Source organism: Dietzia sp. NPDC055343 (assembly GCF_053645265.1).
The window spans coordinates 39,814-62,226 of record NZ_JBSHMJ010000002.1 but is presented as its reverse complement, the minus strand read 5'-3'; the positions used below and the strand labels follow the sequence as shown (position 1 = coordinate 62,226).

Annotated in this window: 21 protein-coding genes; 13 read left to right on the top strand and 8 right to left on the bottom strand. The window is 69.8% G+C overall.

Annotation, left to right across the window (positions count from 1 at the left end; genetic code table 11):
• Positions 1-3: 3 nt before the first annotated feature.
• Positions 4-1,026: a nuclease-related domain-containing protein gene (locus ACWIE7_RS01305; protein WP_454068410.1), complete on the bottom strand. Its 1,023-nt coding sequence runs from the start codon at positions 1,024-1,026 to the stop codon at positions 4-6.
• 246 nt (positions 1,027-1,272) lie between these two features.
• Between ACWIE7_RS01305 and ACWIE7_RS01300 the strand changes: the two genes are divergently transcribed.
• Both ACWIE7_RS01300 and ACWIE7_RS01295 read left to right on the top strand, forming a co-directional pair.
• Positions 1,273-2,523, top strand: coding sequence for an LLM class flavin-dependent oxidoreductase (locus ACWIE7_RS01300; protein ID WP_454057570.1), 1,251 nt, complete (start codon positions 1,273-1,275; stop codon positions 2,521-2,523).
• Positions 2,520-3,221 carry a CE1759 family FMN reductase gene (locus tag ACWIE7_RS01295; RefSeq protein ID WP_454068409.1) on the top strand — a complete coding sequence of 234 codons (702 nt, stop codon included), beginning with the start codon at positions 2,520-2,522 and terminating at the stop codon, positions 3,219-3,221. The genes ACWIE7_RS01300 and ACWIE7_RS01295 overlap by 4 nt, the downstream gene beginning before the upstream one ends.
• 25 nt (positions 3,222-3,246) lie before the next feature.
• Here the strand turns inward: ACWIE7_RS01295 and ACWIE7_RS01290 are convergent, their stop codons facing one another.
• Together ACWIE7_RS01290 and mca are read right to left on the bottom strand one after the other, a co-directional pair.
• A complete protein-coding gene (locus tag ACWIE7_RS01290; protein WP_452100309.1) occupies positions 3,247-3,561 on the bottom strand; it encodes a hypothetical protein in 315 nt (104 codons plus the stop codon).
• Positions 3,558-4,481: a mycothiol conjugate amidase Mca gene (mca, locus tag ACWIE7_RS01285; protein WP_452100310.1), complete on the bottom strand. Its 924-nt coding sequence runs from the start codon at positions 4,479-4,481 to the stop codon at positions 3,558-3,560. Before mca ends, ACWIE7_RS01290 begins: the two co-directional genes overlap by 4 nt.
• A 113-nt stretch (positions 4,482-4,594) precedes the next feature.
• On the opposite strand from mca, the gene ACWIE7_RS01280 reads away from it, so the two are divergent.
• From ACWIE7_RS01280 to ACWIE7_RS01255, 6 genes are all read left to right on the top strand, one after another.
• Positions 4,595-5,053, top strand: a complete 459-nt coding sequence (locus tag ACWIE7_RS01280; protein WP_295647548.1) for a DUF4307 domain-containing protein — start codon at positions 4,595-4,597, stop codon at positions 5,051-5,053.
• 110 nt (positions 5,054-5,163) lie between these two features.
• Positions 5,164-5,661 (top strand): transcription elongation factor GreA, encoded by a 498-nt coding sequence (gene greA, locus ACWIE7_RS01275; protein ID WP_230930698.1) that lies wholly within the window; start codon positions 5,164-5,166, stop codon positions 5,659-5,661.
• A 92-nt stretch (positions 5,662-5,753) separates the two neighbouring features.
• Positions 5,754-7,982: an McrB family protein gene (locus ACWIE7_RS01270; RefSeq protein ID WP_454057571.1), complete on the top strand. Its 2,229-nt coding sequence runs from the start codon at positions 5,754-5,756 to the stop codon at positions 7,980-7,982.
• On the top strand, positions 7,979-9,409 hold the full coding sequence (locus ACWIE7_RS01265; RefSeq protein ID WP_452100312.1) for an McrC family protein: 1,431 nt from the start codon (positions 7,979-7,981) through the stop codon (positions 9,407-9,409). The genes ACWIE7_RS01270 and ACWIE7_RS01265 overlap by 4 nt, the downstream gene beginning before the upstream one ends.
• Entirely contained in the window at positions 9,406-10,548 is a 1,143-nt protein-coding gene (locus ACWIE7_RS01260) for an SGNH/GDSL hydrolase family protein (RefSeq protein ID WP_452100313.1), read from the top strand. Before ACWIE7_RS01265 ends, ACWIE7_RS01260 begins: the two co-directional genes overlap by 4 nt.
• Before the next feature lie 61 nt (positions 10,549-10,609).
• The gene (locus ACWIE7_RS01255; protein WP_230930702.1) at positions 10,610-11,830 is read left to right on the top strand and encodes an acetyl-CoA C-acetyltransferase; all 1,221 of its coding nucleotides are present in this window, start codon (positions 10,610-10,612) and stop codon (positions 11,828-11,830) included.
• Positions 11,831-12,236: 406 nt separating this feature from the next.
• Here ACWIE7_RS01255 and ACWIE7_RS01250 read toward each other — a convergent pair whose 3' ends face one another.
• Entirely contained in the window at positions 12,237-13,088 is an 852-nt protein-coding gene (locus tag ACWIE7_RS01250) for a Bax inhibitor-1/YccA family protein (RefSeq protein WP_452100314.1), read from the bottom strand.
• A 254-nt stretch (positions 13,089-13,342) separates the two neighbouring features.
• Here ACWIE7_RS01250 and ACWIE7_RS01245 point away from each other — a divergent pair, with 254 nt between their 5' ends.
• From ACWIE7_RS01245 to ACWIE7_RS01235, 3 genes are all read left to right on the top strand, one after another.
• Positions 13,343-14,098, top strand: coding sequence for a PadR family transcriptional regulator (locus ACWIE7_RS01245; protein WP_454068408.1), 756 nt, complete (start codon positions 13,343-13,345; stop codon positions 14,096-14,098).
• Between the two features lie 132 nt (positions 14,099-14,230).
• Positions 14,231-15,535: a hypothetical protein gene (locus tag ACWIE7_RS01240; RefSeq protein WP_454068407.1), complete on the top strand. Its 1,305-nt coding sequence runs from the start codon at positions 14,231-14,233 to the stop codon at positions 15,533-15,535.
• Positions 15,536-15,570: 35 nt separating this feature from the next.
• Entirely contained in the window at positions 15,571-15,870 is a 300-nt protein-coding gene (locus ACWIE7_RS01235; protein WP_454068406.1) for a gamma-glutamylcyclotransferase, read from the top strand.
• Here ACWIE7_RS01235 and ACWIE7_RS01230 read toward each other — a convergent pair.
• The 4 genes from ACWIE7_RS01230 to ACWIE7_RS01215 form a co-directional block, all read right to left on the bottom strand.
• Positions 15,806-16,627: a hypothetical protein gene (locus ACWIE7_RS01230; RefSeq protein WP_454057574.1), complete on the bottom strand. Its 822-nt coding sequence runs from the start codon at positions 16,625-16,627 to the stop codon at positions 15,806-15,808. The genes ACWIE7_RS01235 and ACWIE7_RS01230 overlap by 65 nt on opposite strands.
• Complete coding sequence (locus ACWIE7_RS01225; protein WP_454068405.1) at positions 16,624-17,367, bottom strand: ABC transporter ATP-binding protein; 744 nt, start codon at positions 17,365-17,367, stop codon at positions 16,624-16,626. The genes ACWIE7_RS01230 and ACWIE7_RS01225 overlap by 4 nt, the downstream gene beginning before the upstream one ends.
• 1 nt (position 17,368) lies before the next feature.
• Entirely contained in the window at positions 17,369-17,767 is a 399-nt protein-coding gene (locus ACWIE7_RS01220) for a GntR family transcriptional regulator (RefSeq protein ID WP_452100320.1), read from the bottom strand.
• Positions 17,768-18,223: 456 nt separating this feature from the next.
• Positions 18,224-19,720: an MDR family MFS transporter gene (locus ACWIE7_RS01215; protein ID WP_452100321.1), complete on the bottom strand. Its 1,497-nt coding sequence runs from the start codon at positions 19,718-19,720 to the stop codon at positions 18,224-18,226.
• A 288-nt stretch (positions 19,721-20,008) separates the two neighbouring features.
• Between ACWIE7_RS01215 and ACWIE7_RS01210 the strand changes: the two genes are divergently transcribed.
• Together ACWIE7_RS01210 and ACWIE7_RS01205 are read left to right on the top strand one after the other, a co-directional pair.
• Positions 20,009-21,400 (top strand): MBL fold metallo-hydrolase, encoded by a 1,392-nt coding sequence (locus tag ACWIE7_RS01210; protein WP_452100322.1) that lies wholly within the window; start codon positions 20,009-20,011, stop codon positions 21,398-21,400.
• Positions 21,401-21,408: 8 nt separating this feature from the next.
• Positions 21,409-22,305, top strand: a complete 897-nt coding sequence (locus tag ACWIE7_RS01205) for a sulfite exporter TauE/SafE family protein (RefSeq protein ID WP_452100323.1) — start codon at positions 21,409-21,411, stop codon at positions 22,303-22,305.
• Positions 22,306-22,413: the final 108 nt, after the last annotated feature.

The window sequence follows — 22,413 nt, the reverse complement described above, 5'->3', positions numbered from 1 at the left end:
TGCTCAGCGCTGCCACGTGTCCGAACGCCCGGCCACCTCATGGATCGCATCGATCTCTCGCAGCCCCATTCGCCGGGGCTGGGATCGTAGGTACCGGCCGACGCCCCTACGCGGCACCACCACGACCGCGCCATCGGTCGGCTGCGTCCTGACCGTGAACCCGCGGCGGGCGCCCACCACGACGATCAGTCCGGTCACCGGGACCGGGAAGCCAACTCGTTCCGCGAGCATGCACGAAGCCCGCGTGGCTTCGTAGCGACTGTTACGTACGTAGGGAACTCTGCGTCCGTTGACCATCACCGTGTCTCCGCCCACCCACACCGCCGCCTTCGGGTGGTGCTTGGCGTTCACTGTGACCACGCCGCCGGGGCCGATCACGATGTGGTCGATATCGGCACCACGGTCCCCGACCCGGACCGCGTGCAGGACTCGCCACTCAGTCCCGACGCGCGAGAGTTGTTCGGCGACCGCCTCCTCGCCATCGGCGCCGATCCGCCAGGCTCGCTCATTCGTGTTCGCATCGACGAGCCGGGCCAACAGGTGGCGCACCCGGCCCTGAGCCCGGCGTTCGGCCAACGCACACTCGCGCGCCGCAGCACCGGCACGCACATCAGCGAGGTCGCGCCAGCTCCTCCCCGGCGGCGTCGGCATTGATGAGACGACACCAGCCGGGGGCGGGCCTTGCCAGGCCTGCGTGTCGGAGGTGTCAAAGGTGTCGAAGTGCTCATCTATCGCTGCTCGCAGCAGCGGCAGGTTCGACATGTCATCGGAGTGGAAACGTCCCGTCTTCATGTCGAGGTAGCCCAGATCAGTGCCACCGGGAGTGGCGGCGTACAACCTGTCGTGCCCGAAACGGGCCCACCGGCGAACGATCCACTCCGTCACGAGGTCTCCCCCTCGTCGCACGCCGAGGTCGTCGAGATAGTCAGATAATGCCCGATCATCGGTTGTCCTTTGCCAGTTCATCCGGCAGCTGGAGAACCCGGGCGGGGTGAGGGCGACGAAGACGGCGCGGAGGCGCTGCACGCGCACTCGAGAGGGAGGGGACGCCCGAGGACTCGCGCTACATGAGGGGTTCGTGGCCGCGCCGGGGCGCCAGCACGGCCGCCAACAGCATAGATGACCCGTTTCTCGGCCGGACGGAGTTCCGGAGCGCAAGCCATTAGGTGACCGGGAATACCAGACCGGGTCCTTTTGTTTGACATGTCAGCAAGTTAGAATAGGGCCGACGCCCCAGGCAGATCACGACAGACCAAACGAGAGGCCATCACCATGCAGTTCGGAGTCTTCAGCATCGCCGACATCACGCCGGACCCGCTGACAGGCGAGATACCCACCGAGCACGAGCGATTGGAGGCGATGGTCGAGTACGCGGTACAGGCGGAGCAGGTCGGACTGGACGTCTTCGCGCTGGGCGAGCACCACAACCCGCCGTTCGTCACGTCCTCCCCCACCACGACGCTCGGCTACATCGCGGGCAGGACCTCCGAGATCATCCTCTCGACGGCCACCACGCTGATCACCACCAACGACCCGGTGAAGATCGCCGAGGACTACGCCATGCTCCAGCACCTGGCCGGCGGCCGGGTGGACCTGACGATGGGCCGCGGCAACACCGGCCCGGTGTACCCGTGGTTCGGCCAGGACATCCGCCAGGGCCTGCCGCTGGCCATCGAGAACTACGAACTGCTCCACCGACTCTGGAACGAGGACGTCGTGGACTGGGAGGGCAAGTTCCGCACGCCGCTCCAGCAGTTCACCTCGACCCCGCGCCCGCTCGACGGCGTGGCCCCGTTTGTGTGGCACGGCTCGATCCGCTCCCCGCAGATCGCCGAGCAGGCCGCCTTCTACGGTGACGGCTTCTTCCACAACAACATCTTCTGGCCGATCAGCCACACCAAGCAGATGGTCGAGCTGTACCGCCGCCGCTACGAGCACTACGGCCACGGCTCCGCCGACCAGGCGATCGTCGGCCTGGGCGGGCAGTTCTTCGCCCGCGCCAACAGCCAGGACGCCGTCAACGAGTTCCGCCCCTACTTCGACAACGCCCCCGTCTACGGCCACGGCCCGTCGCTGGAGGACTTCACCGCACAGACCCCGCTCACGGTGGGCTCGCCGCAGCAGATCATCGACCGCTACATGACGATGCGCGAGCACGTCGGCGACTATCAGCGCCAGATGTTCCTGGTCGACCACGCCGGCCTGCCGCGGAAGACGGTCCTCGAGCAGATCGAGATCCTCGGCACCGAGATCGTGCCCGTACTGCGCCGCGAGCTGGACGCCCTGCGCCCGGCCCACGTGCCGGACGGCCCCACCCACGCCGGCCGGGTCGCCGCCCGCGACGCCGAACTGGCCGCGTCCGGCGAGCCCGCCTACGACGACGCCTACCGCTTCGGCACCGGCGACAACTGGACGGGCCTGACCGTCGAGGGCGGTCAACGCGCCCAGGAGCAGTCCCTGGCCCGCGACCGCCGCAACCAGACCCGCCTCGAGCAGTCGCAGGCCGGGAAGGAGAACAAGTGAACACCCACGCCACCAACCCCGCCGGCGAACGGCCGCTGAACCTCGTCGTCGTCGCCGCAGGAACCTCGGTTCCCTCCAGCACCAGGATGCTCGCCGACCAGCTCACCAAGGCCACCCGTGACGCGCTGGCGCGGCACGGCCAGGACGTCCACGTGACGGTCCTGGAGGTGCGGGAGCTCGCGCACGAGATCGTCGACGCCACCTTCACGCGGTTCCCCGGCTACAAACTCAAGGTCGCAGTGGAGGAGATCGGACGCGCCGACGGCGTGATCGCGGTGACGCCGACCTACAACCAGTCGTACTCGGGCCTGTTCAAGGCACTGTTCGACGTGATCGAGCCGGGCACCCTCACCGGCGTCCCCGTGGCGCTCGGCGCGACCGGCGGCACCGCGCGACACTCGCTGGCGATCGACTACGCGCTGCGGCCGATGTTCGCCTACCTCAAGGCCGACGTCGTGCCCACCACGGTGTTCGCCGCGAGCGAGGACTTCGGCGCGGTGACCACCGCCGCCGACGAGAACTCGCTGGCCTCCCGGACGGCGCGCGTCGGAACCGAGTTGGGTGACTACATGTTGCGCTTCGCCGGCGTGACGGCCGGCGCCGTGGCACCCACCCGCGCCGACGCGGGTCGGGGACGAAGGACCGACGACGACGAGTTCGGCGACTTCGTGCCCATGGGAGATCTGTTGGGCCGCTGATCAGGTCAGCGACACGGGGCGGGGCTCAGGAGCGATCCTGGACCTCGTCGCCTTCCACACCGGCACGGTCCGTGCCCTCGTCGGCGAGCTGATCCGCCTCCGGGTGCTCGGCGTCGAAACTCTCCGGCAGACCCTTGATGTGCTTGTTCATGTTGCGGATCAGCAGGATCGTGGCGATCAGCAGGAGCAGTACCACCGGGATGCCGATCGGCGACGCCTTACCGAACTCCGGTCCGAGCGGGTTGTCGTTGTACCCAGGCGTGCCCGGCGACTGGTTCTGCGCCAGCACCATCGCCGACTCGTACGCCAGAATCTGGACTTCGGGCCCCAGGGTGATCATCGCGGGTCCTCACTCGTGCTCGGTCCGACTGGCAGGTCGACGTGCGGGTCGACGCCCTCGAACAGGTCTGCCTCGTATTGTCCCTCACCGAGCTCCGGCGAGCCCACCCGGCTGGCGGCCAGCTCGAACTCCTCGGTCGGCCAGACCCGCTGCTGCATCTCCACCGGGGCCGCGAAGAACCAGCCGTTGGGGTCGATCTGGGTGGCATGCGCCAGCAGCGCCGAGTTTCGCTGTTCGAAGTAGCCCGCACACTCCACGCGCGTGGTGACCCGCTCCATGATGTCCGGGCGGTCGCCCCAGCGGGACAGGAACTCCTCGAAGTGGCGGACCCCGTCCCGGGCGTACAGCTCGTCGTCCAGCAACTGCAGGCGGCTCTTGGGGAAGCCGTGCGTGTAATAGACCTTGGCGATCGCCCACGGGTCGCCGGCCTCCGAATAGCGGGTGGGATCGGCGGCGGCCTCGTAGGCGGCCATCGATGCTGAATGCACCTTCAGATGATCCGGGTGGGGATACCCACCGTTCTCGTCGTAGGTGATCATCACGTGCGGCCGGAACTCCCGGATCCTGCGGACCAGGGCCCCGGTCGCCTCGTCGTCGTCGACCAGGGCGAAACATCCCTCGGGCAGCGGCGGCAGGGGGTCGCCCTCGGGCAACCCCGAGTCCACGAACCCCAACCAGTGGTGGTCGACGCCCAGGATGTCGGCCGCGCGCGCCATCTCGCGGCGCCGCACGGCAGGTAGGTCCGCGGTGATGTCCGGGCGGTCCATCGCCGGGTTGAGGATGTCGCCACGCTCACCCCCGGTGCAGGTCTCCACCAGGACGCGGACACCCTCGGCCGCGTACCTGGCCATGGTCGCGGCCCCCTTGGACGCCTCGTCGTCGGGATGGGCGTGAACCGCCATCAGCCGGAGACCGGCCATCGTGGCACCTGCCGTTCTGTGCTCGCGCTAGTGTGACCGCCCCATTCTAGGGTCGTCCGCGCCGGAGATGCCCCCGGGCGGCCCCGCCGACCCGCCCCCGATAGCCTGGGGGCATGAGTGAGCCGAGGTCGGACGCCACGTCGCCGCGTCCCCCTGCCCTCCCCGAGGGGCGATATGACGGGGTCGACGAGCGGTCCGGGTTCATGGGCAAGGTCGTCGCCGGGTTCCTCGTGGCGCTCGTCCTCGCGCTCCTGGTGGCCGGTGGGTTCACCATCTACCGCCTCAACGCCACGCCCTCCATCACCAGCGAGGTGATCGGCGTCGAGGTGATCGACGAGCAGTCCATGCGCATGTCGATGACCGTCACCCGCGACGAGCCGGGCGAGGCCGCCTACTGCATCGTCCGCGCGCAGGACCAGTCCAAGGGCGAACTCGGCCGCCGCGAGGTCTACGTCCCCCCCTCCGACAACGGCACCGTGCAGGTCGATGCCGAGATCGCCACGACCGGGCGCGCGTACATGGGCGACGTGTACGGGTGTGGCAACGACATCCCCGACTACCTGCGGCGCTAGCCCGTTGGGCGACCGGCCCTGTGTTAGCATCGGTTGCATCAGCACGGCTCCCTTTGGCGGGGCCGTGTTTTTGTTACCTGCACGGCGAAACACAGATTGGAGTGCGCCCCATGGCGAACGACACCCAGGTCCACTGGCTGACCCAGGACTCGTACGACCGCCTCTCGGCCGAGAAGGAGGCGCTCATCGCGAACCGCCCCCTGATCGCCGCCGAGATCAACGAGCGGCGCGAGGAGGGCGACCTCAAGGAGAACGCCGGCTACCACGCCGCGCGCGAACAGCAGGGCCAGGAAGAGGCCCGGATCCGCACGATCGACGACCTGCTGGCCAACGCCCAGGTCGGTGAGGCCCCCACCGAGTCCGGCGTCGCACTCATCGGATCCGTCGTCCGCGCCTACTACAACGGCAACGAGGACACCAAGGAGACCTTCCTCATCGGCACCCGCGGGGAGGGCTCCGGCAAGGACGACCTGGAGATCTACTCCCCGGAGTCGCCGCTCGGCAAGAACATCCTCGGCGCCAAGGTCGGCGAGACCCGCGAGTACACCGCACCCAACGGCAAGACCGTGTCCGTCACCGTCGTGACCGCGGAGCCGTACCAGAGCTGACGGTCTCCGACCGCCTCCCGGTGGTAGGTTTTCCACGAATGTCGGGCCGGATTATCGGACCCGATTCCGCGCCGGTGTAGCAGGAGTTCCACGTGTCAGACGGTTCCCACGACAGGCCCCTCGGCCCCGCGCCGAAGATCGAAGCGGCGGCCGGGCGGGTTCTGGGTCCGGCGCTGCGCACAGGCCAGTCGCCGTTCGAGGAAGACCTGTACACGTGGACCCCCGAGGTCGCAGAGGAGCTCGCCCGCCGACTCGACGCCGATCCGGACGAGTCGGCGGGCGAGTCCATGCGCTCCCCCGTCATGCAGGCGCTGCACGACCAGCTCGAGGGCGCGCCACGGCCCGTCGTGCTGCTGGCCGCCGAGCTGCTCTACATCCAACAGTTGCCGCTGTCCACGGTGACTGCCCGCCTCAAGCGTGGACGTGTCCGCGACGTCCTGTCGTGGACCGAGAACCCCCCGGAGATCCCCGCGGACCTGGACGAGGTACTCACCGAGCGGGGCCCGCTGACCGGCGGGCTGGGCTTCAACGTCCAGATGCGCGAGCACCTGCGTTGGCTGTGCTCGTTCATCATCCACTGGGCGGAGCTCGACGCCTCGGTGCGCGACGCCGCGCTCAGCGACCCGTGGGAGTTCCAGCGCGCCGCCCGCTCCACTCCCGGCGACTGGCGGGCGATCCGTTACAGCCTGCAGTATCTCGTGTGGCCGGGCCACTTCCAGCCGATCGTCAAGCACGAGCACAAGACCCGCATCCGCGATGCCTTCGCCGACCTCATCAGCGGCCCGTCCGGGATCGACGAGCTGGACATCGATCAGGACCTGCACAGGATCTCCGAGGTCCTGTCCGCCCAGCTCGGCCAGCCGGTCGACTGGTACCGGGGTTCGGTGGCCAACCAGTGGCAGCGGCACCGCGACGACCACTCGCGGCGGGCGTGGCTCGTGCGCCCGGGCCGCGGCGGGGTCGGGCAGGCCGGCCAGTGGGTAACGCAGAACCGCATCGCCCTGCCCGCCTCCCATCTCCCGCGGATCCCGGCCCACGCCAGCCGCCTCGAGGTCTCCCAAGCAGTCGAGCAGGGGTACCCGCACCTCGACTACCAGGCCCGTTTCCAGCTCACCGCCGAACTGCACACCTTCCTGTCCCGGATGAGCCCGCAGGACGTGGTGGCCACCGTCGCCGACGCCCGGCTGCAGCTGGGCACGCTGACCGACGATCTCGGTTACGTGGAGGACGGCGGCCAGCAACTCGAGCGGTCGGTGCTGTGGAGCGAGGTCACCCTCGACCTCGACTCGCTGCCCAGCCCGCTGTCGGAGTTGATCGGCGAACCCGGAACCGTCGTGGACCTCACCGACGGGCTCGACGCGCTGCTGTCGGCCATGCACCCGGGGAGCCACTCCTCCGAGTCCGCGATCGCCGAGGCTCCCGCCGCCGGCGCCGTGCCCACACTGCCCGCGGTGACCGACGAGTTGGCCGACGGTCTGCACATGCCCCGCGAGGAGCTGCAGGAGATCGTCGACACCCTGCAGTCGCGGCAACAGATCGTGTTCTACGGCCCGCCCGGCACCGGTAAGACCTACCTCGCCCAGGAGCTGGCCCGTTTCCTGGCGGGTGCCGACGACCCGAGCCGGGTCCAGCTGGTGCAGTTCCACCCCAGCTACGCCTACGAGGACTTCTTCGAGGGCTACCGCCCCACGCTCACCGAGTCCGGCCAGCCGGGCTTCGCACTGCAGGCGGGCCCGCTGCGCCGGCAGGCCGCGCGTGCGACGTCCGAGTCCGGGCGGGACCACCCGAGCTTCCTCATCATCGACGAGATGAACCGCGCGGACCTGGCGCGCGTGTTCGGCGAGATGTACTTCCTGCTCGAGTACCGCGACCGCACCGTGTTGCCGCAGTACAGCCCGGACACCTCGTTCCGGCTGCCGCGCAACCTGTTCATCATCGGCACCATGAACACCGCCGACCGGTCCATCGCGATGGTCGACGCCGCCATCCGCCGTCGGTTCGCGTTCATGGAACTGCACCCCGACACCCCGCCGGTCGCGGGCGTGCTTCGCCGGCACCTCGAGGCGCGCGACGCAAGCACGGAGCCGGCCGACCTGCTCGAGGCGCTCAACTCGGAGATGGACGACTCGGACCGCGACCTGCGCATCGGCCCCTCGTATTTCATGAAGGACGAGGCCACCGAACCCGGAGGCCTGGAGGCCATCTGGCGCTTCGACCTGCTCCCCCTGCTCGAGGAGCACTACTACGGTCGGCTCACCCGCGCGGAGGTCCATGAACGGTTCGGTCTGGCGGCGCTGCGCCGGAAGATCGGCCGGGCATGACCGCACCCTCGACGGGCTCGGCGGCAACGTCTCTGGCCCTCGAGTTCGACGAGTTCGACCGCCGCGGAAAGCTCGTCACCCTGAGCTGGGAGGGTGCCCACCACCTCTCCCAGACGCGACTGGTGGAGGTCCTGCCCGCCGGTCGCGACACCTGGCGTCTGATTCCCAGCGGGGCCGTGGGCTCGGTGCGCGTCGAGGGGCTGTCCGTTCGGGTCATGCCCGCCGCGAGCCTGGGGCTGACCCAGCTGTTCTTCCTCCTGGACCACGCGGCCGACGACGCCTTCCTGCCGTCGGCCGTCCAGGCACGTGACGACGACGAGCTGTGGGTCTCCGTCGCCGAGTCCATGGCCCGGTTGGCGCACCAGGCATTGGCTCCCGGACTGCTGCGCGGGTACCGCCGCGTCGACGAGTCGCTCACGACCGTGCGGGGGCGGATCCGCCTGGGCGACCAGATCCGCCGCCGGCCGGGCATGACCATCCCGCTCGAGGTCTCGTACTCGGAGTTCACCCCGGACATCGCCGAGAACCGGATTCTGCGCACCGCCGCGCATCGACTGCAGTTCCTGCCGGACCTGCCGGACAACACCCGGCGCCGCCTGGCGATGGTCGACGCCCGCCTGGCCGACGCCTCGCTCATCCCACAGGGCGCGCCGGTGCCCGCCTGGACACCGTCGCGGCTCAACGCCCGCTACCAGGACGCACTCGCGCTGGCGGACCGGATCGTTCGACGTATCTCGGTGGAGGTCGAGGACGGGCACGCCTCCTCGGCCGCGTTCGTGACCGAGATGCCGGCCCTGTTCGAGCGTTTCGTGGAATCCGAGTTGACCGCCGCGCTGCACGGTCACGGTGGTCGTCTGCTGCAGAACCCCGTCGTCGACCTGTCGTCCGGAACCGAGGCGGGCCCCGACGACACGGGCGAGGCCGAGGACGGAACCGACGACGACAGCGCGGGACGCCACCGCGCCGCCCCCGGCCGACACCGCGCGCCCGCCGACGACGGCGACCACATCTCCGTGCGCACCGGCCTGGTCTACGAGGTCGACGGTGACCCGGTCACCACGTTCGTCGCCACCTACCCCACCGACCGGCGCGCCCGCGCCGCCGAGCACTACCGGCTTCTGGCCGCCTGTACCGCACTCGGCGTGGACCGGGCCTACCTTATCTACCCGGCGCAGCGCCGCGACGACGCTCCACAGCCGCGGCGGATCGTCCACACCGACATCTCGATCGTCGAATACCCCGTCGACCTGTCCGGAGGGCCCGCGCAGAGCCGCCGGGCTATCGTCGAACTGGCACAGCAGGCCCGGGCGCTCGCGGCCACACCGGCGGCCCCGGCCGCGCGCCACCGCACCGGAGCGCGGCACCACACCGCGGTCCGCCACCACACCGCGACCCAGAACCGCGAGGGGAGACGACACGCGCGATGAGCGAGACCGACGATCCGGCCCGCCGCCTCGTGGTGAGCCTCGCGCTGGTGGCCGTGGGGACGGTCGGCGTCTACCGCGGCGCCTACGAGGTCCTGGCGCAGCAGGCGCGGATCGCACGCCGCGTGATCCCCAAGCCCACCGGTCGCCCCTTCGGGGGCGACGGTCTCTACCGACCCGGCGCCGCGACGCCGGAGCCGTGGCGGCCCGGCATGGAGTGCGACGTCCACATGATGGTGTTCGGCGACTCGCTCGCCGCCGGCCTGGGCGCCGACTCGGCCGCCGAGCTGCCCGGCGTGCTGATCGCGCGCGGCCTGGCCGAGGAATCAGGCCTGAACGTGCGGCTGAGCATCAAGGCGATCGTCGGCGCCACCTCCAAGGGCCTGCCCGGCCAGGTCGAGGCCATGCAGATCGCCCACGGCGACCCGGACATCTCCGTGATCCTCATCGGCGGCAACGACATCACCGCACGCAACGGGATCGGCCCGTCGGCGCGGCGCGTCGGTGAGGCCGTGCACGCGCTACGCGAGGGGGGCTCACACGTGGTGGTGGGCACCTGCCCCGACCTGGGGATCATCAAGCCGGTCCCCCAGCCGCTGCGTTCGGTCATGGCCACCCTCAGCCGGCGACTGGCGTCCGCGCAGGCCGTCCAGGTACGCAAGGCCGGCGGCGTGCCCGTGTCCCTGGCCCAGACCCTGGCGCCCGAGTTCCACCGACGCGGCGAGAGCCTGTTCTCCCCCGATCGCTTCCACCCCAACTCCGCCGGTTACGAACTCTCCGCCGGCCTGCTGCTGCCCGCGGTGTGCGTGGCGCTCGGCGTGTGGGACGAGGCGCCCGAGGAGTCGGCGCCGCAGGGCGCCGGGGAGGCCGCCGCGGCGCTGGACGAGACCGAGGCCGCCGCCGAGGTCGGCCCGCACCGCGACTCCGTGGTCGCCCGGCTCACCACGCGTCTGACCGACTTCGTCCGCAACCACGAGGACGCGGAAGGTCAGGACGAGAACACGTTCCTGCATAATGAGAACGTGGACGGCGACCCGGAGAACACGGGGGACGCCCGCGAGGCCGCGGACACCCTCCGACGCCGGAGCCGCATCCTCAGGTTGGCCCGCCCCGCGCGGGAGGACCCTGGTCCCGCAGACTGACCCGACCGCACGGTGCTCTCACCAGATACAGAGCACTCACCTGACAAAGAAGGAGCCTTCCATGCCGGAAGCCGTGATCGTCTCTTACGCCCGTTCCCCCATCGGGCGCGCCAACAAGGGTTCCCTCGTGGGCATCCGCTCGGATGACCTCACCGCCCAGATGGTCAAGGCGGCCCTGGCCAAGGTGCCCGAGCTCGACCCCACCCAGATCGACGACCTGATGCTGGGCAACGGTCTGCCCGGCGGCCAGCAGGGCTTCAACATGGCCCGCGTCGTCTCGGTGCTCGCCGGCATGGACACCGTCCCCGGCACCACCGTCAACCGCTACTGCTCGTCGTCGCTGCAGACCACCCGTATGGCGCTGCACGCGATCAAGGCCGGCGAGGGCGACGTGTTCATCTCCGCCGGTGTGGAGACCGTCTCCAACTTCCAGTACGGCACCTCGGACCACATCCCGAACACCCACAACCCGATCTTCGCCGACGCCGAGGCCCGCACCGCCAAGCGCGCCGAGGGTGGCGCCGACGTGTGGACCGACCCGCGCGACCAGGGCATCCTGCCGGACGTCTACATCCCGATGGGCCAGACCGCCGAGAACGTCGCGCAGATCACCGGCATCACCCGCGAGGAGCAGGACCACTGGGGCGTGCGGTCGCAGAACCGCGCCGTCGAGGCCGTCGAGCGTGGCCACTTCGCCAACGAGATCACCCCGGTGACCATGCCCGACGGCACCGTCGTCACCGCTGACGACGGCCCGCGGCCCGGCACCACCTACGAGAAGATCTCGCAGCTCAAGCCGGTCTTCCGTCCCGACGGCACCGTCGCGGCCGGCAACTGCTGCCCGCTCAACGACGGCGCCGCCGCCCTGGTGATCATGTCCGACACCAAGGCCAAGGAGCTCGGTCTCACCCCGCTCGCGCGCGTCGTCTCCACCGGCGTGTCCGGCCTGTCGCCGGAGATCATGGGCCTCGGGCCGATCCAGGCCGTCAAGAACGCCCTGAAGATCGCCGGCAAGCAGATCTCCGACATCGACCTGTTCGAGATCAACGAGGCGTTCGCCGTACAGGTGCTCGGCTCGGCCCGTGAGCTCGGCATCGAGGAGGACAAGCTCAACGTCAACGGTGGCGCCATCGCGCTGGGCCACCCGTTCGGCATGACCGGCGCCCGCATCACCGCGTCGCTCATCAACAACCTGCAGGCCGAGGACAAGCAGTTCGGCGTCGAGACCATGTGTGTCGGCGGTGGCCAGGGCATGGCGATGGTGCTCGAGCGCCTCAGCTGATCCCCAGCGCGGCGGGCAACGTGCGACCCGCCATCGCGAAGAGCGTTCCGCTCACGCCCTCTCGGGAAACGTGAGCGGAACGCTCTTTTCGTTGTATCGAACTGCTGCCGGCCACGCTGCGCGCGGTACATGACAGCGGCCCCCGCTCCCTGTCTCGAGGGGGCCGGGGCCGCTCCCCTCGACCGTCGGCCGTCGGCCGCGGTGCCATCAGCCGCAGTGCCGTCAGCCGCGCTGCCGACGCCACCCGTGAGACGCAGCCGACGCACCAGGCCACCGGTCGAACCCAAGGCCTCCCGTGAAACGGCGCACGGCCTCGGCTCCCTGATGGGGGCCGAGGCCGTGCGGTTTCAGTCCGGGTTGAGGCGGGCCCCGGGTGGGGCCTCGGCGTTCCCGGACGCGTACGAGGTCAGTCGCGGAAGTAGCTCATCAGGCGCAGGATCTCGATGTACAGCCAGACCAGGGTCACGGCCAGACCGAGGGCGACGCCCCAGGCCATCTTCGCGGGGGCGCCGGCGCGCACGAGGCGGTCGGCATTGTCGAAGTCCATCAGGAAGCTGAACGCGGCGAGGCCGATGCACACCAGCGAGAAGATGATCGCGATGGTGCCGCCGTCACGCAGCGGGTTGAAGCCGAAGAACATCGCGCCGACGAAGTTGCCGAGCATGAGTACCAGGACGCCGATGATCGCGGCGGTCATGAAGCGCGTGAACTTGGGGGTCACGCGGACGGCGCCGGTCTTGTAGACGAACAGCATGCCGGCGAACACGCCGAACGTGCCGAGCACGGCCTGGCCGATCACGACCCCGGCGCTGGCACCCGCGATGTTCATGGTGAACACGTGCGAGACGGCGCCGATGAACAGACCTTCGAACGCTGCGTAGACCAGGGTGACGGGCGCCGAGTCCATCTTGCGGCCGAAGGTGGCGACCAGAACGGTGATGAACCCGCCGATGCCGCCGACGAGCAGCAGCGGCATGGCCAATCCCGCCGAGATCGACAGCCAGTAGGCGATGATGCCGATCACGCCGATGACGCCCAGGGTGATCCCGGTCTTGGAAACGACGTCGTCGATCGTCATGGGGCGGTCGTCGGTGGCGAACTGCGGCTGCTGTGCCGCGTAGCCGGGCTGCGCGCCGAAGCCCTGCTGGCCATACTGACCCTGCTGGAAGGCGGCCTGCCCGGCGCCACCGAACTGTGTGGCGCCCTTGGCGCTCGACTCTGACAGTGAGCTGAAGACCGGGTTGCTGCTCTTGCGCATCGGGGTCCCTTCGGGTGTGTCGGGGGAGGTCGGTTGTCGAGAGGCCCCGCCGGGATACCGACGAATCACTCGTAGTTGGTTAACGCACGGTCATCGTTGCTTGTTCCCGCAGGCGGATACTGTCCTGTCCATCCCGGGAACCAATCCCACTGACGTCAGTTAACGATATGTCGTTGACATTCTTCTAGATGTCGTTGATACTCGTATCCAGCCGGGTGCCATCAGGGCACCCAGAACACGAGAGGAGACGTTCGATGCGAAGCAACGACGTCATGTTCAACCCGGAGGGCTTCGGCCCGTCCGGACACGGCGATGGAGGCGGATTCGCCGGCCACCGCCGGGGCGGCCACCCGCGCCGCGGCGGCCGTGGCCATGGCCACGGGCGGCCGCACGGCCACGGTGAGCACGGGGCCCCCGGCGGCCCCTTCGGCCCCGGTGGGCCATTCGGCCCGGGCGGGCCGTTCGGTCCCGGCGGGCCGTTCGGACCCGAAGGCCCCTTCGGTGGGGCGGGCCGGTTCGGGGAGGGCCACGGTGGGCGGCGCGGGCCGTCCCGGCGACGGCGCCCCGGAGACGTCCGCCATGGCACCCTGCTACTCCTCGCGGAGGGCCCCATGAACGGCTACGGCATCATCCGCCAGCTCGCGGAGCGTAGCGGCGGAACCTGGCGCCCCAGCTCCGGAGCGGTGTACCCGGCCCTCGCCCTCCTCGAGGACGAGGGACTGATCGGCCCCGCCGAGGACGCAGGGCCCAAGCACTACCAGCTCACCGATGCCGGCCGGGCCGAGGTTGACGAGCTGGCGGACCGCCCGGCCCCCTGGGACGACGCCACGGAGGAGGCCGCTTCGCGGCTCGGCGGGAATGCCGAGTTGTGGAAGGCCTTCGGCGATGCCGCGATGGCGGTTCGCGCGGTGGCCCAGACGGGCGATGAGGCGATCGGGGCCGCGGCCACCGACGAGCTCGTCGCACTACGCAAGCGGCTCTACGGGCTACTGGCGGACGGCACCGACTGACCGCAGTCCACCGCGCGACCCCACTCTCCGCGACCCAACGCCCCGCGACCGCCGATCTCGCGCGAACAGAGCCACAGCACCCACCGCATGGGATATATGTGACATCCAACACAGATACGAGGTGGTGGGCACATGGCCGGAGTGACCGGGGTGTGGGTGGCGAAGCTCGTCGTCGTCGTCGCGATGGTGGCGACAATCGGAGCCGCGCCGGCTGCGGCCGGGGACCCACCGGTCCCCTACTCGACGCCGGCCGCGGCCTCGCTCGACGTGGTCGAGGACAATCCCCACGGAGAATGGAGTGGCGGCTTCGCTTCGTCCCTGCCGACCGACAGCGCGACGCTGCGGCCGATGCTCGACCGCGCACGCGGGTCGGGAGTCGATCCTGCGCGCTACGCCACGCTCGCGCGCCAGTACTGGCTCGCGGTGGGTGCCGAGAAAGCCGGGATCGACCTACAACACTGGGTGCCCGAGCGCGGGCTCGCCGCCAACCTCGAGAACGTCGACAAGGTGTACGTGAACTACCTGCGGCTGGCGAACTCGCGCGACGACTACTTCTGGACGGGGATGGCCGGGCTCGCGGGGATGTCGTTCGCCGCCGGTTTCTGGGATCTCGAGGAGGTCGGACAGCTGCTCACCGTGCCGGCCGTGCACCAGCTGGGCGCCGCCGTCGGCGGCGCGCTCAACGACCTTCCGTGGGAACTCGCACGCGAGATGCCCGAGGATGTCCGACTGCTGGCCACGGTCGGCCCAACGCTCACCCGCGCGGACATCGACTGGTACCTGCACCGCCTGTTGGTGATGCAGCGACACATCTTCATGGACATGATTCCCGCGCACGAGGCGTACGCCGCCGAGGGGTTGCCCGCCGTCGAGGAGCTCGCGGCGGGCGGGGCCTATGACGGGTACGTGGTCGACGCCTGGCGCATGGTCGACGCCGGCGGTCCTGCGAACCTGGCCGAGGCGCTGGTACGGATGGCGTCGCGCGAGCAGAACCAGATCATCGCCGACCAGTGGGACGCCACCGCGGCGGGCCGCGACGGGAGCACAGCGGCGGGCCGCGACGCGGTGTTGGGCCGCGACGATGTGGGGCGCGTGCTGACCTACATCACGACCGTCGGGGGCAGCCCCGACATCCCCGGCGCCCGTAGTCTCGGACATTTTCGGCCACTGACCGTGCAGGCGCAGGTGGACGGGCGGCCGATGACCGTCCACACCCCGCTGCCGGCGTTCAACTGGGCTGACCGCTGGCCGCGCTGGGAGTACATCGAGCAGGACCTCGTACCGCGCTATCGCGAGTTGGTCCAGGACCGGCCCGCCGAGGCCAAGCAGGTGCTCGGCGTGGTGTTCCGCGAGCGGGCCGAGCAGAACCGGATCCTGCGGCGACTTCCGGAGTTCCTCACCGAGATGACCAGCGGCTGGGCGGTGGTGGCAGAGTGATCGCAACGGTCGGCCTGCAATAGGAGAAGACCCCGATGCCCGAGCAGCTGTTCGTCTACGGAACCCTCGCGCCGGGTCGGCCGAACGCGCACGTCCTGGCTGATGTGCCGGGGGCCCGGCGGCATGCGACGATCAGCGGTTCACTGTACGACCGCGGACGCCCCGGCAACGCGAAGAGCGTTCCGCACACTTCCCTCTCGGGCGATGCGTGCGGAACGCTCTCGGCGATGACGGGGCCGGCCAGCTCACGGTGGGTCAGCGTAGGTCGAATCAGCGCAGGGCTACCTTGTGATTCCAGGATCGGACCGTGCGCCAGGCGCAGAACACCAGGATGAGCCCCATGGTCGCCAGGAACCCGATGGGCATCGCCTCGCTGTTGGCGGTGCCCACGGTCATCTCGTCCAGAACGTTGAACGAGACCAGGCCCAGGCGGTCGCCCTCCATCCCGATGCCGAGCGGGATCGCGACCATGCCGAGGAGGGACGCCAGCTGCATGCCGACGTAGAGCACGACGAACACCACGATCGGGCCCGCGGCACCCATTCCCGCGAAACGGTTCTCGTGACCGACGGAGACGGCGAAGTAGTAGTAGATCGGCCACACCAGGAACGAGGCGAGCATCAGAACCGCACCCGCGACGATCATCCAGGCGGGCGCGATCTCCGCGAGGTCCGCCATGATGTCGCCGATCACCGCGACCGACGGCGACGTGATACCCGAGTTGATCGCCACGGCCCACCACACGATCCAGCCGAGCAGGGCGGTGAGTATGGCAGCGGCGAGCGAGACGAGCACCGCCCAGAGGAGCTTTGCCCGGAAGATGGTGGCACCGCGCACCGGGATCGACTGCGTGAAGTACCCGGTCCGCCCGTAGCCCGACCGCCAGTAGTCGGCGACGAGCAGGAGTTGGACGCCGGGTACCAGCACGAACACGGCGAGGAAAGCGAGCAGCAGCCCGAGCACGGACAACACCGACCAGCCCGACGCGCCAAGCAGGCTTCCGAGGAGCCCCACCAGGACGGTGATGCCGAAGTACATGCCGAGTGCTCCGCGCGTACGCAGCCACTCGTGCTTGAGCAGTGTGGTGGTCATCGGTACGTCTCCTTGAAGATCTGGTCGAGGCTGGCGGAGTGGTTCTGGCGCAGGTCGTCGGCATCGCCCTGCAGGATCACCCGGCCGTGGCGCATCATCACCGCGGCGTCGAGGATCGGCTCGAGGTCGTGTACGAGGTGCGTGGAGATCAGCAGCAGCGAGTCCTCCGAGAGGTTGCGCACGATGCCGTCCACGATCAGGTCGCGCGCGGCCGGGTCGACGCCCGAGATCGGCTCGTCCAACAGGTAGACGCTGGCGTCGCGGGACATGGCCAGCGCGATCTGCACCTTCTCACGCATGCCCTTGGACATCTCCTTGAGTCGCGAGGTCTCGCTCAGCCCGAAGAAGCCGATGAGATCGCGCGCCTTCTCGAGCTGGAAGTCTGCGAAGAAGTCGTTGTAGAGGCCCAGGCAGTAGGTCACCCGGGCGGAATCGGGCAGGAAGCTGGTGTCCGGCAGGAAGGACACGAGCGCCTTTGACTCGGGGCCCGGGGCGTGGCCGGCTATGCGCACGTCACCCGAGTAACCGGACAGCACGCCGGCGAGGATCTTGAGCAGTGTCGTCTTGCCGCAGCCGTTCTCGCCGAGCAGCCCCACGATCCGGCCGGGCCGCAGTGTCATGGTCAGTTCGTCGAGGGCGCGGGTCGGGCCGTAGCTCATCGTCAGGCCGGAGACCTCGATGAGTGCGTCGTGATCGGCGTGGGGGGAAGGGTCGGCGTGGTGGGCGGTGTTCTCGCTCATGTCAGGCTCCTCCGCCATCCGGAATGTCAGTGGTGTGGTGCTCATGGCTGTCCCATCTCTTGTCGAGTAGTGCCCGGGCCTGGTCGTGCGCCATCCGAAGGCCGCGGACGCGGCGGACGAACTCGTCGGCGGCGTCGGTGGCGAGGTCGGCGCGGACCTCGTCGATGCGGGCGTCGTCGTGGGTCACGAACCGCCCGGTGGCCCGCTCGGACCGGCACAGCTCGAGCCGTTCCAGTTCCGCGAGTGCCCGCTGGGCGGTGTTGGGGTTGACGCCGAGGTCGGCCGCCAACTCGCGGACGCCGGGCATCTTCTCGCCCGCCGCCCACTCCCCGGTCACGATGCGCCGCGAGAACTCCCCGACGAGCTGCACCCAGATCGGGGACGAGGTGTCGAAATGCATCGCCGCTCCCCTCCGTGTTGCTGTATTAGGTACTTAATACAGTGACACGAAGGCGGGGCCGAGTCAAGAAGAGAGAAAGAGAAACCGCGACGACGCCGACACCGATGAGGCCGCCGCCCGGACGGTCACCACAGCACGGCTGGCATCGATGTCGGACACGTGGGATAGACAGGGTCCATGCAACCGGCAGATGAAGAAGAGACCCGAATGGCACGGGTCGTCAGCGAGTACATGGACGGCGGCCTACACGCCGACGAGGTGTGCCGCCGACACGGGCTCACCCGCACCGAACTCGCCCAGTGGTGCGACTGGCTCGATTTCCGGATGACATGGGTGGACCCGAACAGGCGCCCGCCGGTCCCCTCCCCGGCTCCGGACTACGCGCCGCCCGGGACGCCGCCTCGAGGTCGCAGCCCTTCACAAACCCCCCGGTGAATCACCGAGGGGTACCGGGACTCAGCGGTCCGCGTGGGCGGCCTCCTCGGCCAGTGCTTCCGCGGCGGGGGCCTCGGTCTGGGCGGTGTTGCGCAGGAACCACACGCCGATCACGGTGATCAGCGAGATCGCGGCGCCGGCGATCAGGGCGTTGTGGACGCCGTTCATCTGAGCCGCCAAGGCGTCCTCGCCACCCTCGCCGCCAGCGACCTGACCGAGCGTCATCACGGTGATGAACAGGGCGGTACCGGCCGCCGCGGCGACCTGCTGCAGTGTGGTCAGTAGCGCCGAGCCGTGGGAGTACAGGTGCGGCGGGAGCGACCCGAGCGCCGAGGTCATGAGCGGCGAGAACAACAGCGCGAGGCCGAACGTCAGGGTCATATGGAAGGCCACCACCATGCCGAGCGAGGAATCGGCACCGAGGGTCGTCATGCCCCACAGGCCGGCGGAGGCCAGTATCGATCCGGGAATGATCAGCGGGCGCGGACCGACCTTGTCGTAGAGCCGTCCCACGAACCAGCCGAGGACGCCCATGACCAGGCCGCCCGGCAGCAGCGCGAGGCCGGCCTCGAGCGTGGTCGAGCCCAACACCTGCTGCATGTAGATCGGCAGCAGGATCAGCACGCCGAACAGCGACATCATGGCGATGAGCATGAGCACCAGGGCGACGGTGAAGGTGGGCGAGGCGAACGCCCGCACATCGAGGAGCGCATTGTCCTTGAGCGCGAGCTGGCGCCACACGAACACCGCGAGCGAGAGCAGACCGACGATCACCGGGATCCACGGGGAGATCAGCGCATTGCCCATGGCGGCCTCGCCGATCGAACTGAGGCCGTAGATCAGGCCGGCGAAGCCGAGAGCCGACAGGACGCCCGAGAAGACATCGAGCGGGACGTCTCGGTTCTCGGTGACGTTGCGGATCAGCGCGCCGCCGGCGATCAGCGCCAGCACGGCGATCGGCAGGACCGACCAGAACATCCAGCGCCAGCTCAGCGAGTCCAGCACCACGCCGCCGACGGTCGGCCCGATGGCGGGAGCCACGGCGATCACGATGGAGATGACGCCCATCGTCCGACCGCGACGCTCAGCGGGCACGACGTTGAGGACGGTGGTCATGAGCAGCGGCATCATGATGGCCGTGCCGACGGCCTGCACCACGCGCCCGGCGACGAGCATGGGGAACACCATCGCCAGCGACGCCAGCACCGTACCGGCGGTGAACGTGCTCATCGCGATGATGAAGACGGTCCGCAGCGGCAGCCGCACGAGCATCCACCCGGTGAACGGGATGACCACGGCCATCGTGAGCATGAAGGCCGTGGTGAGCCACTGCGCGGTGGCCGCGGTGACCTCGAACTCGACCATCAGGTCGGGCAGCGCCACGGACATGATGGTCTCGTTGAGGATCACGACGAACGCGGCCGCGACGAGCAGCGCGATGAGCCGGATCGTGGCTGCAGGCAGTCGGGTGGATTCGGAACTGCTGCTGTGGTCGGCGGCAGTGGACTGAGACGTCACGGGTCGTCCTTATGAAATACGAACTGCGGGAAAGAGTACAAAGCCCGGGCGGCACGACGCCGCACGCGGGAACCAACGCACCCTACCCGACCACCATTCCCGGGCGCGCGTCAAGTGATGCGCGTTACCCGGACCCGTGCCCGGCGATCGACGGCACCGAGCTCGCGTCATCGGATACCCCGCCCCGTATCTTGCGGATACCCATAGGGGTATGTAGATTCGTCGTTGTCACCACCCCGACCGCCGGGTCGGCCCCGTCGCCGCCCGGCCCACCAGACGGAGGACGCGATGCTTCTCGAACGGATCTATGACGACGACCTGGCCCAGGCCGGGTACCTGATCGGCTGCCAGGCCACGGGCGAGGCGCTCGTGGTGGACGCCCGCCGCGACGTCCGCGCCCATCTGGCGCTGGCGGCCTCCCACGGGATGACCATCACCGCGGTCGCCGAGACGCATATCCACGCCGACTTCCTGTCCGGCACGCGCGAGCTGGCGGCGGCAACCGGCGCCCGGATGTATGTCTCCGGCGAGGGCGGCGAGGACTGGCAGTACGGGTTCGAGGCCACCCGCCTGTACGACGGCGACGAGATCACGCTGGGCAACATCACCGCCCGCGCCGTCCACACGCCGGGCCACACCCCCGAACACCTGTCCTTCCTCATCACCGACGGCGCGTTCGCCGACGAGCCCGGCTACATGCTCACCGGCGACTTCGTGTTCGCCGGCGACGTCGGCCGTCCGGATCTGCTCGACGAGGCCGCCGGCGGTGTCGACACCCGTTTCGGCGGCGCCGCGCAGATCTTCGACGGCCTCAGGCGCTTCGTCGCGCTGCCCGACCACGTCCAGGTCTTCCCCGGCCACGGCGCGGGCAGTGCGTGCGGCAAGGCGCTCGGGGCGTTGCCGTCGACCACGGTCGGCTACGAGCGGCGCCACGCGTGGTGGGCGGGGTATGTCGCCGACGACGACGAGGAGGGCTTCATCTCCGAACTGCTGGACGGCCAGCCGGACGCGCACGCCTACTTCGGCCGGATGAAGCGGCAGAACACCCGGGGCCCGGCGCTGCTCGGGCAGTTGGCGAACCCCGTCCTGCTGGACCCGGACGAGGTCGCGGGTGCCGTCGACGCGGGAGAACTCGTCGTCGTCGACACGAGGGCGGCCGACCAGGTGCACGGCGGCACCGTCGCCGGCTCCCTCAACATCCCCGGCCCCGACAAGGCCGCCACCTACGGCGCCTGGGCCTACGACCCCGACCGCGAGTCGCGGCCGCTGGTCCTGCTGGCCGCCGACGCCGACGAGGCCGCCGCGACGCGCGACCACCTGGTCAGGGTGGGCATCGACGCCATCGCCGGTTACCTCACCGGCCTCGACGGGCTGCCGACGGTCTCCCCCGAGGTCATCACGGCCGACCAACTGGGCGCGCCGGACCAGGCGCTGTTGCTCGACGTGCGCAACGCCAACGAGCACAGTGCGGGCCACATCCCCGGCTCCGCGCAGCTCAGCGCCGGCCGCGTGCTGTGGAACCTCGACCGGCTACCGGAGGACGGACTCATCGTGACCTACTGCCAGAGCGGCACCCGCAGCTCGGTCGCGGCCAGTGCCCTTCGACGGGCCGGTCACCGCGTGGCCGAACTGGAGGGCAGCTACGCCGGCTGGCTCGCCCGCGACACCGTCCGCGCCTGAGCCCGACCATGGACCCGATGATCATCCTGGTGGTGGCGCTGTCCGTGCTGGTGGGCCTGTCGTTGGGCCTGCTCGGCGGCGGCGGCTCGATCCTGCTGGTCCCGCTGCTCACCTACGTCGGCGGACTCGCACCCCACGAGGCGATCCCCACCTCACTCGTCGTGGTGGGGACGACGTCCGTGGTGAGTCTCGTCGGGCACGCGCGCAGGGGACACGTGCGCTGGCGTGCCGGACTGGGATTCGGGGTGGCGGCCATGGTCGGTGCGTTCGGCGGCGGCCTGGCCGGCGGGCACGTCCCCGGCACCGTCCTCATGGTCGCGTTCGCGGCGATGATGCTGGCCACCGCCGTCGCGATGCTCCGCGGACGGCGCGAGGAGCCGGGCCGAACCGACAGCCCCGTGAGAGCACCGTGGCGCGTGCCGCTCTACGGCCTCCTCGTGGGCGCCGCCACCGGGCTCGTCGGGGCGGGCGGCGGCTTCCTCGTCGTCCCGGCGCTCGCCCTCCTCGCAGGGCTACCCATGGCCGCCGCCGTGGGGACCTCACTACTGGTGATCAGCATGCAGTCCTTCGCGGGCCTCGGCGGCTACCTGACCTCGGTGAGCCTGGACTGGCCGCTGGTCGCGGCGATCGCCGCGGCGTCGGTCGCCGGGTCGCTCGCCGGCGTGGCGATGAGTTCGCGCGTCTCGGAGCGGGCGGTGCGCCGGGCCTTCGGCTACGTGGTCCTGGCGATGGGCGTGTTCGTGCTGGCCGAGGAACTGCACGGCGTCGCGCGGACGGTTCTCGTCGCCGTCGTCGTCGCGGCGGTGCTCCTCACGGCCGCACTGTGCCTGTTCACCACCGACCACTGCCCGCTGCGGCGGCGGCCCACCACACAACAATCAACCAAGGAGAAACACCATGTGTAGAGCTGTGAAGTGTCACAAATGCGGCAAGACCACCTGGGCGGGCTGCGGAATGCACGTCGACCAGGTGATGGCCGGAGTCCCCGGATCGGACCGCTGCCAGGGCCATGC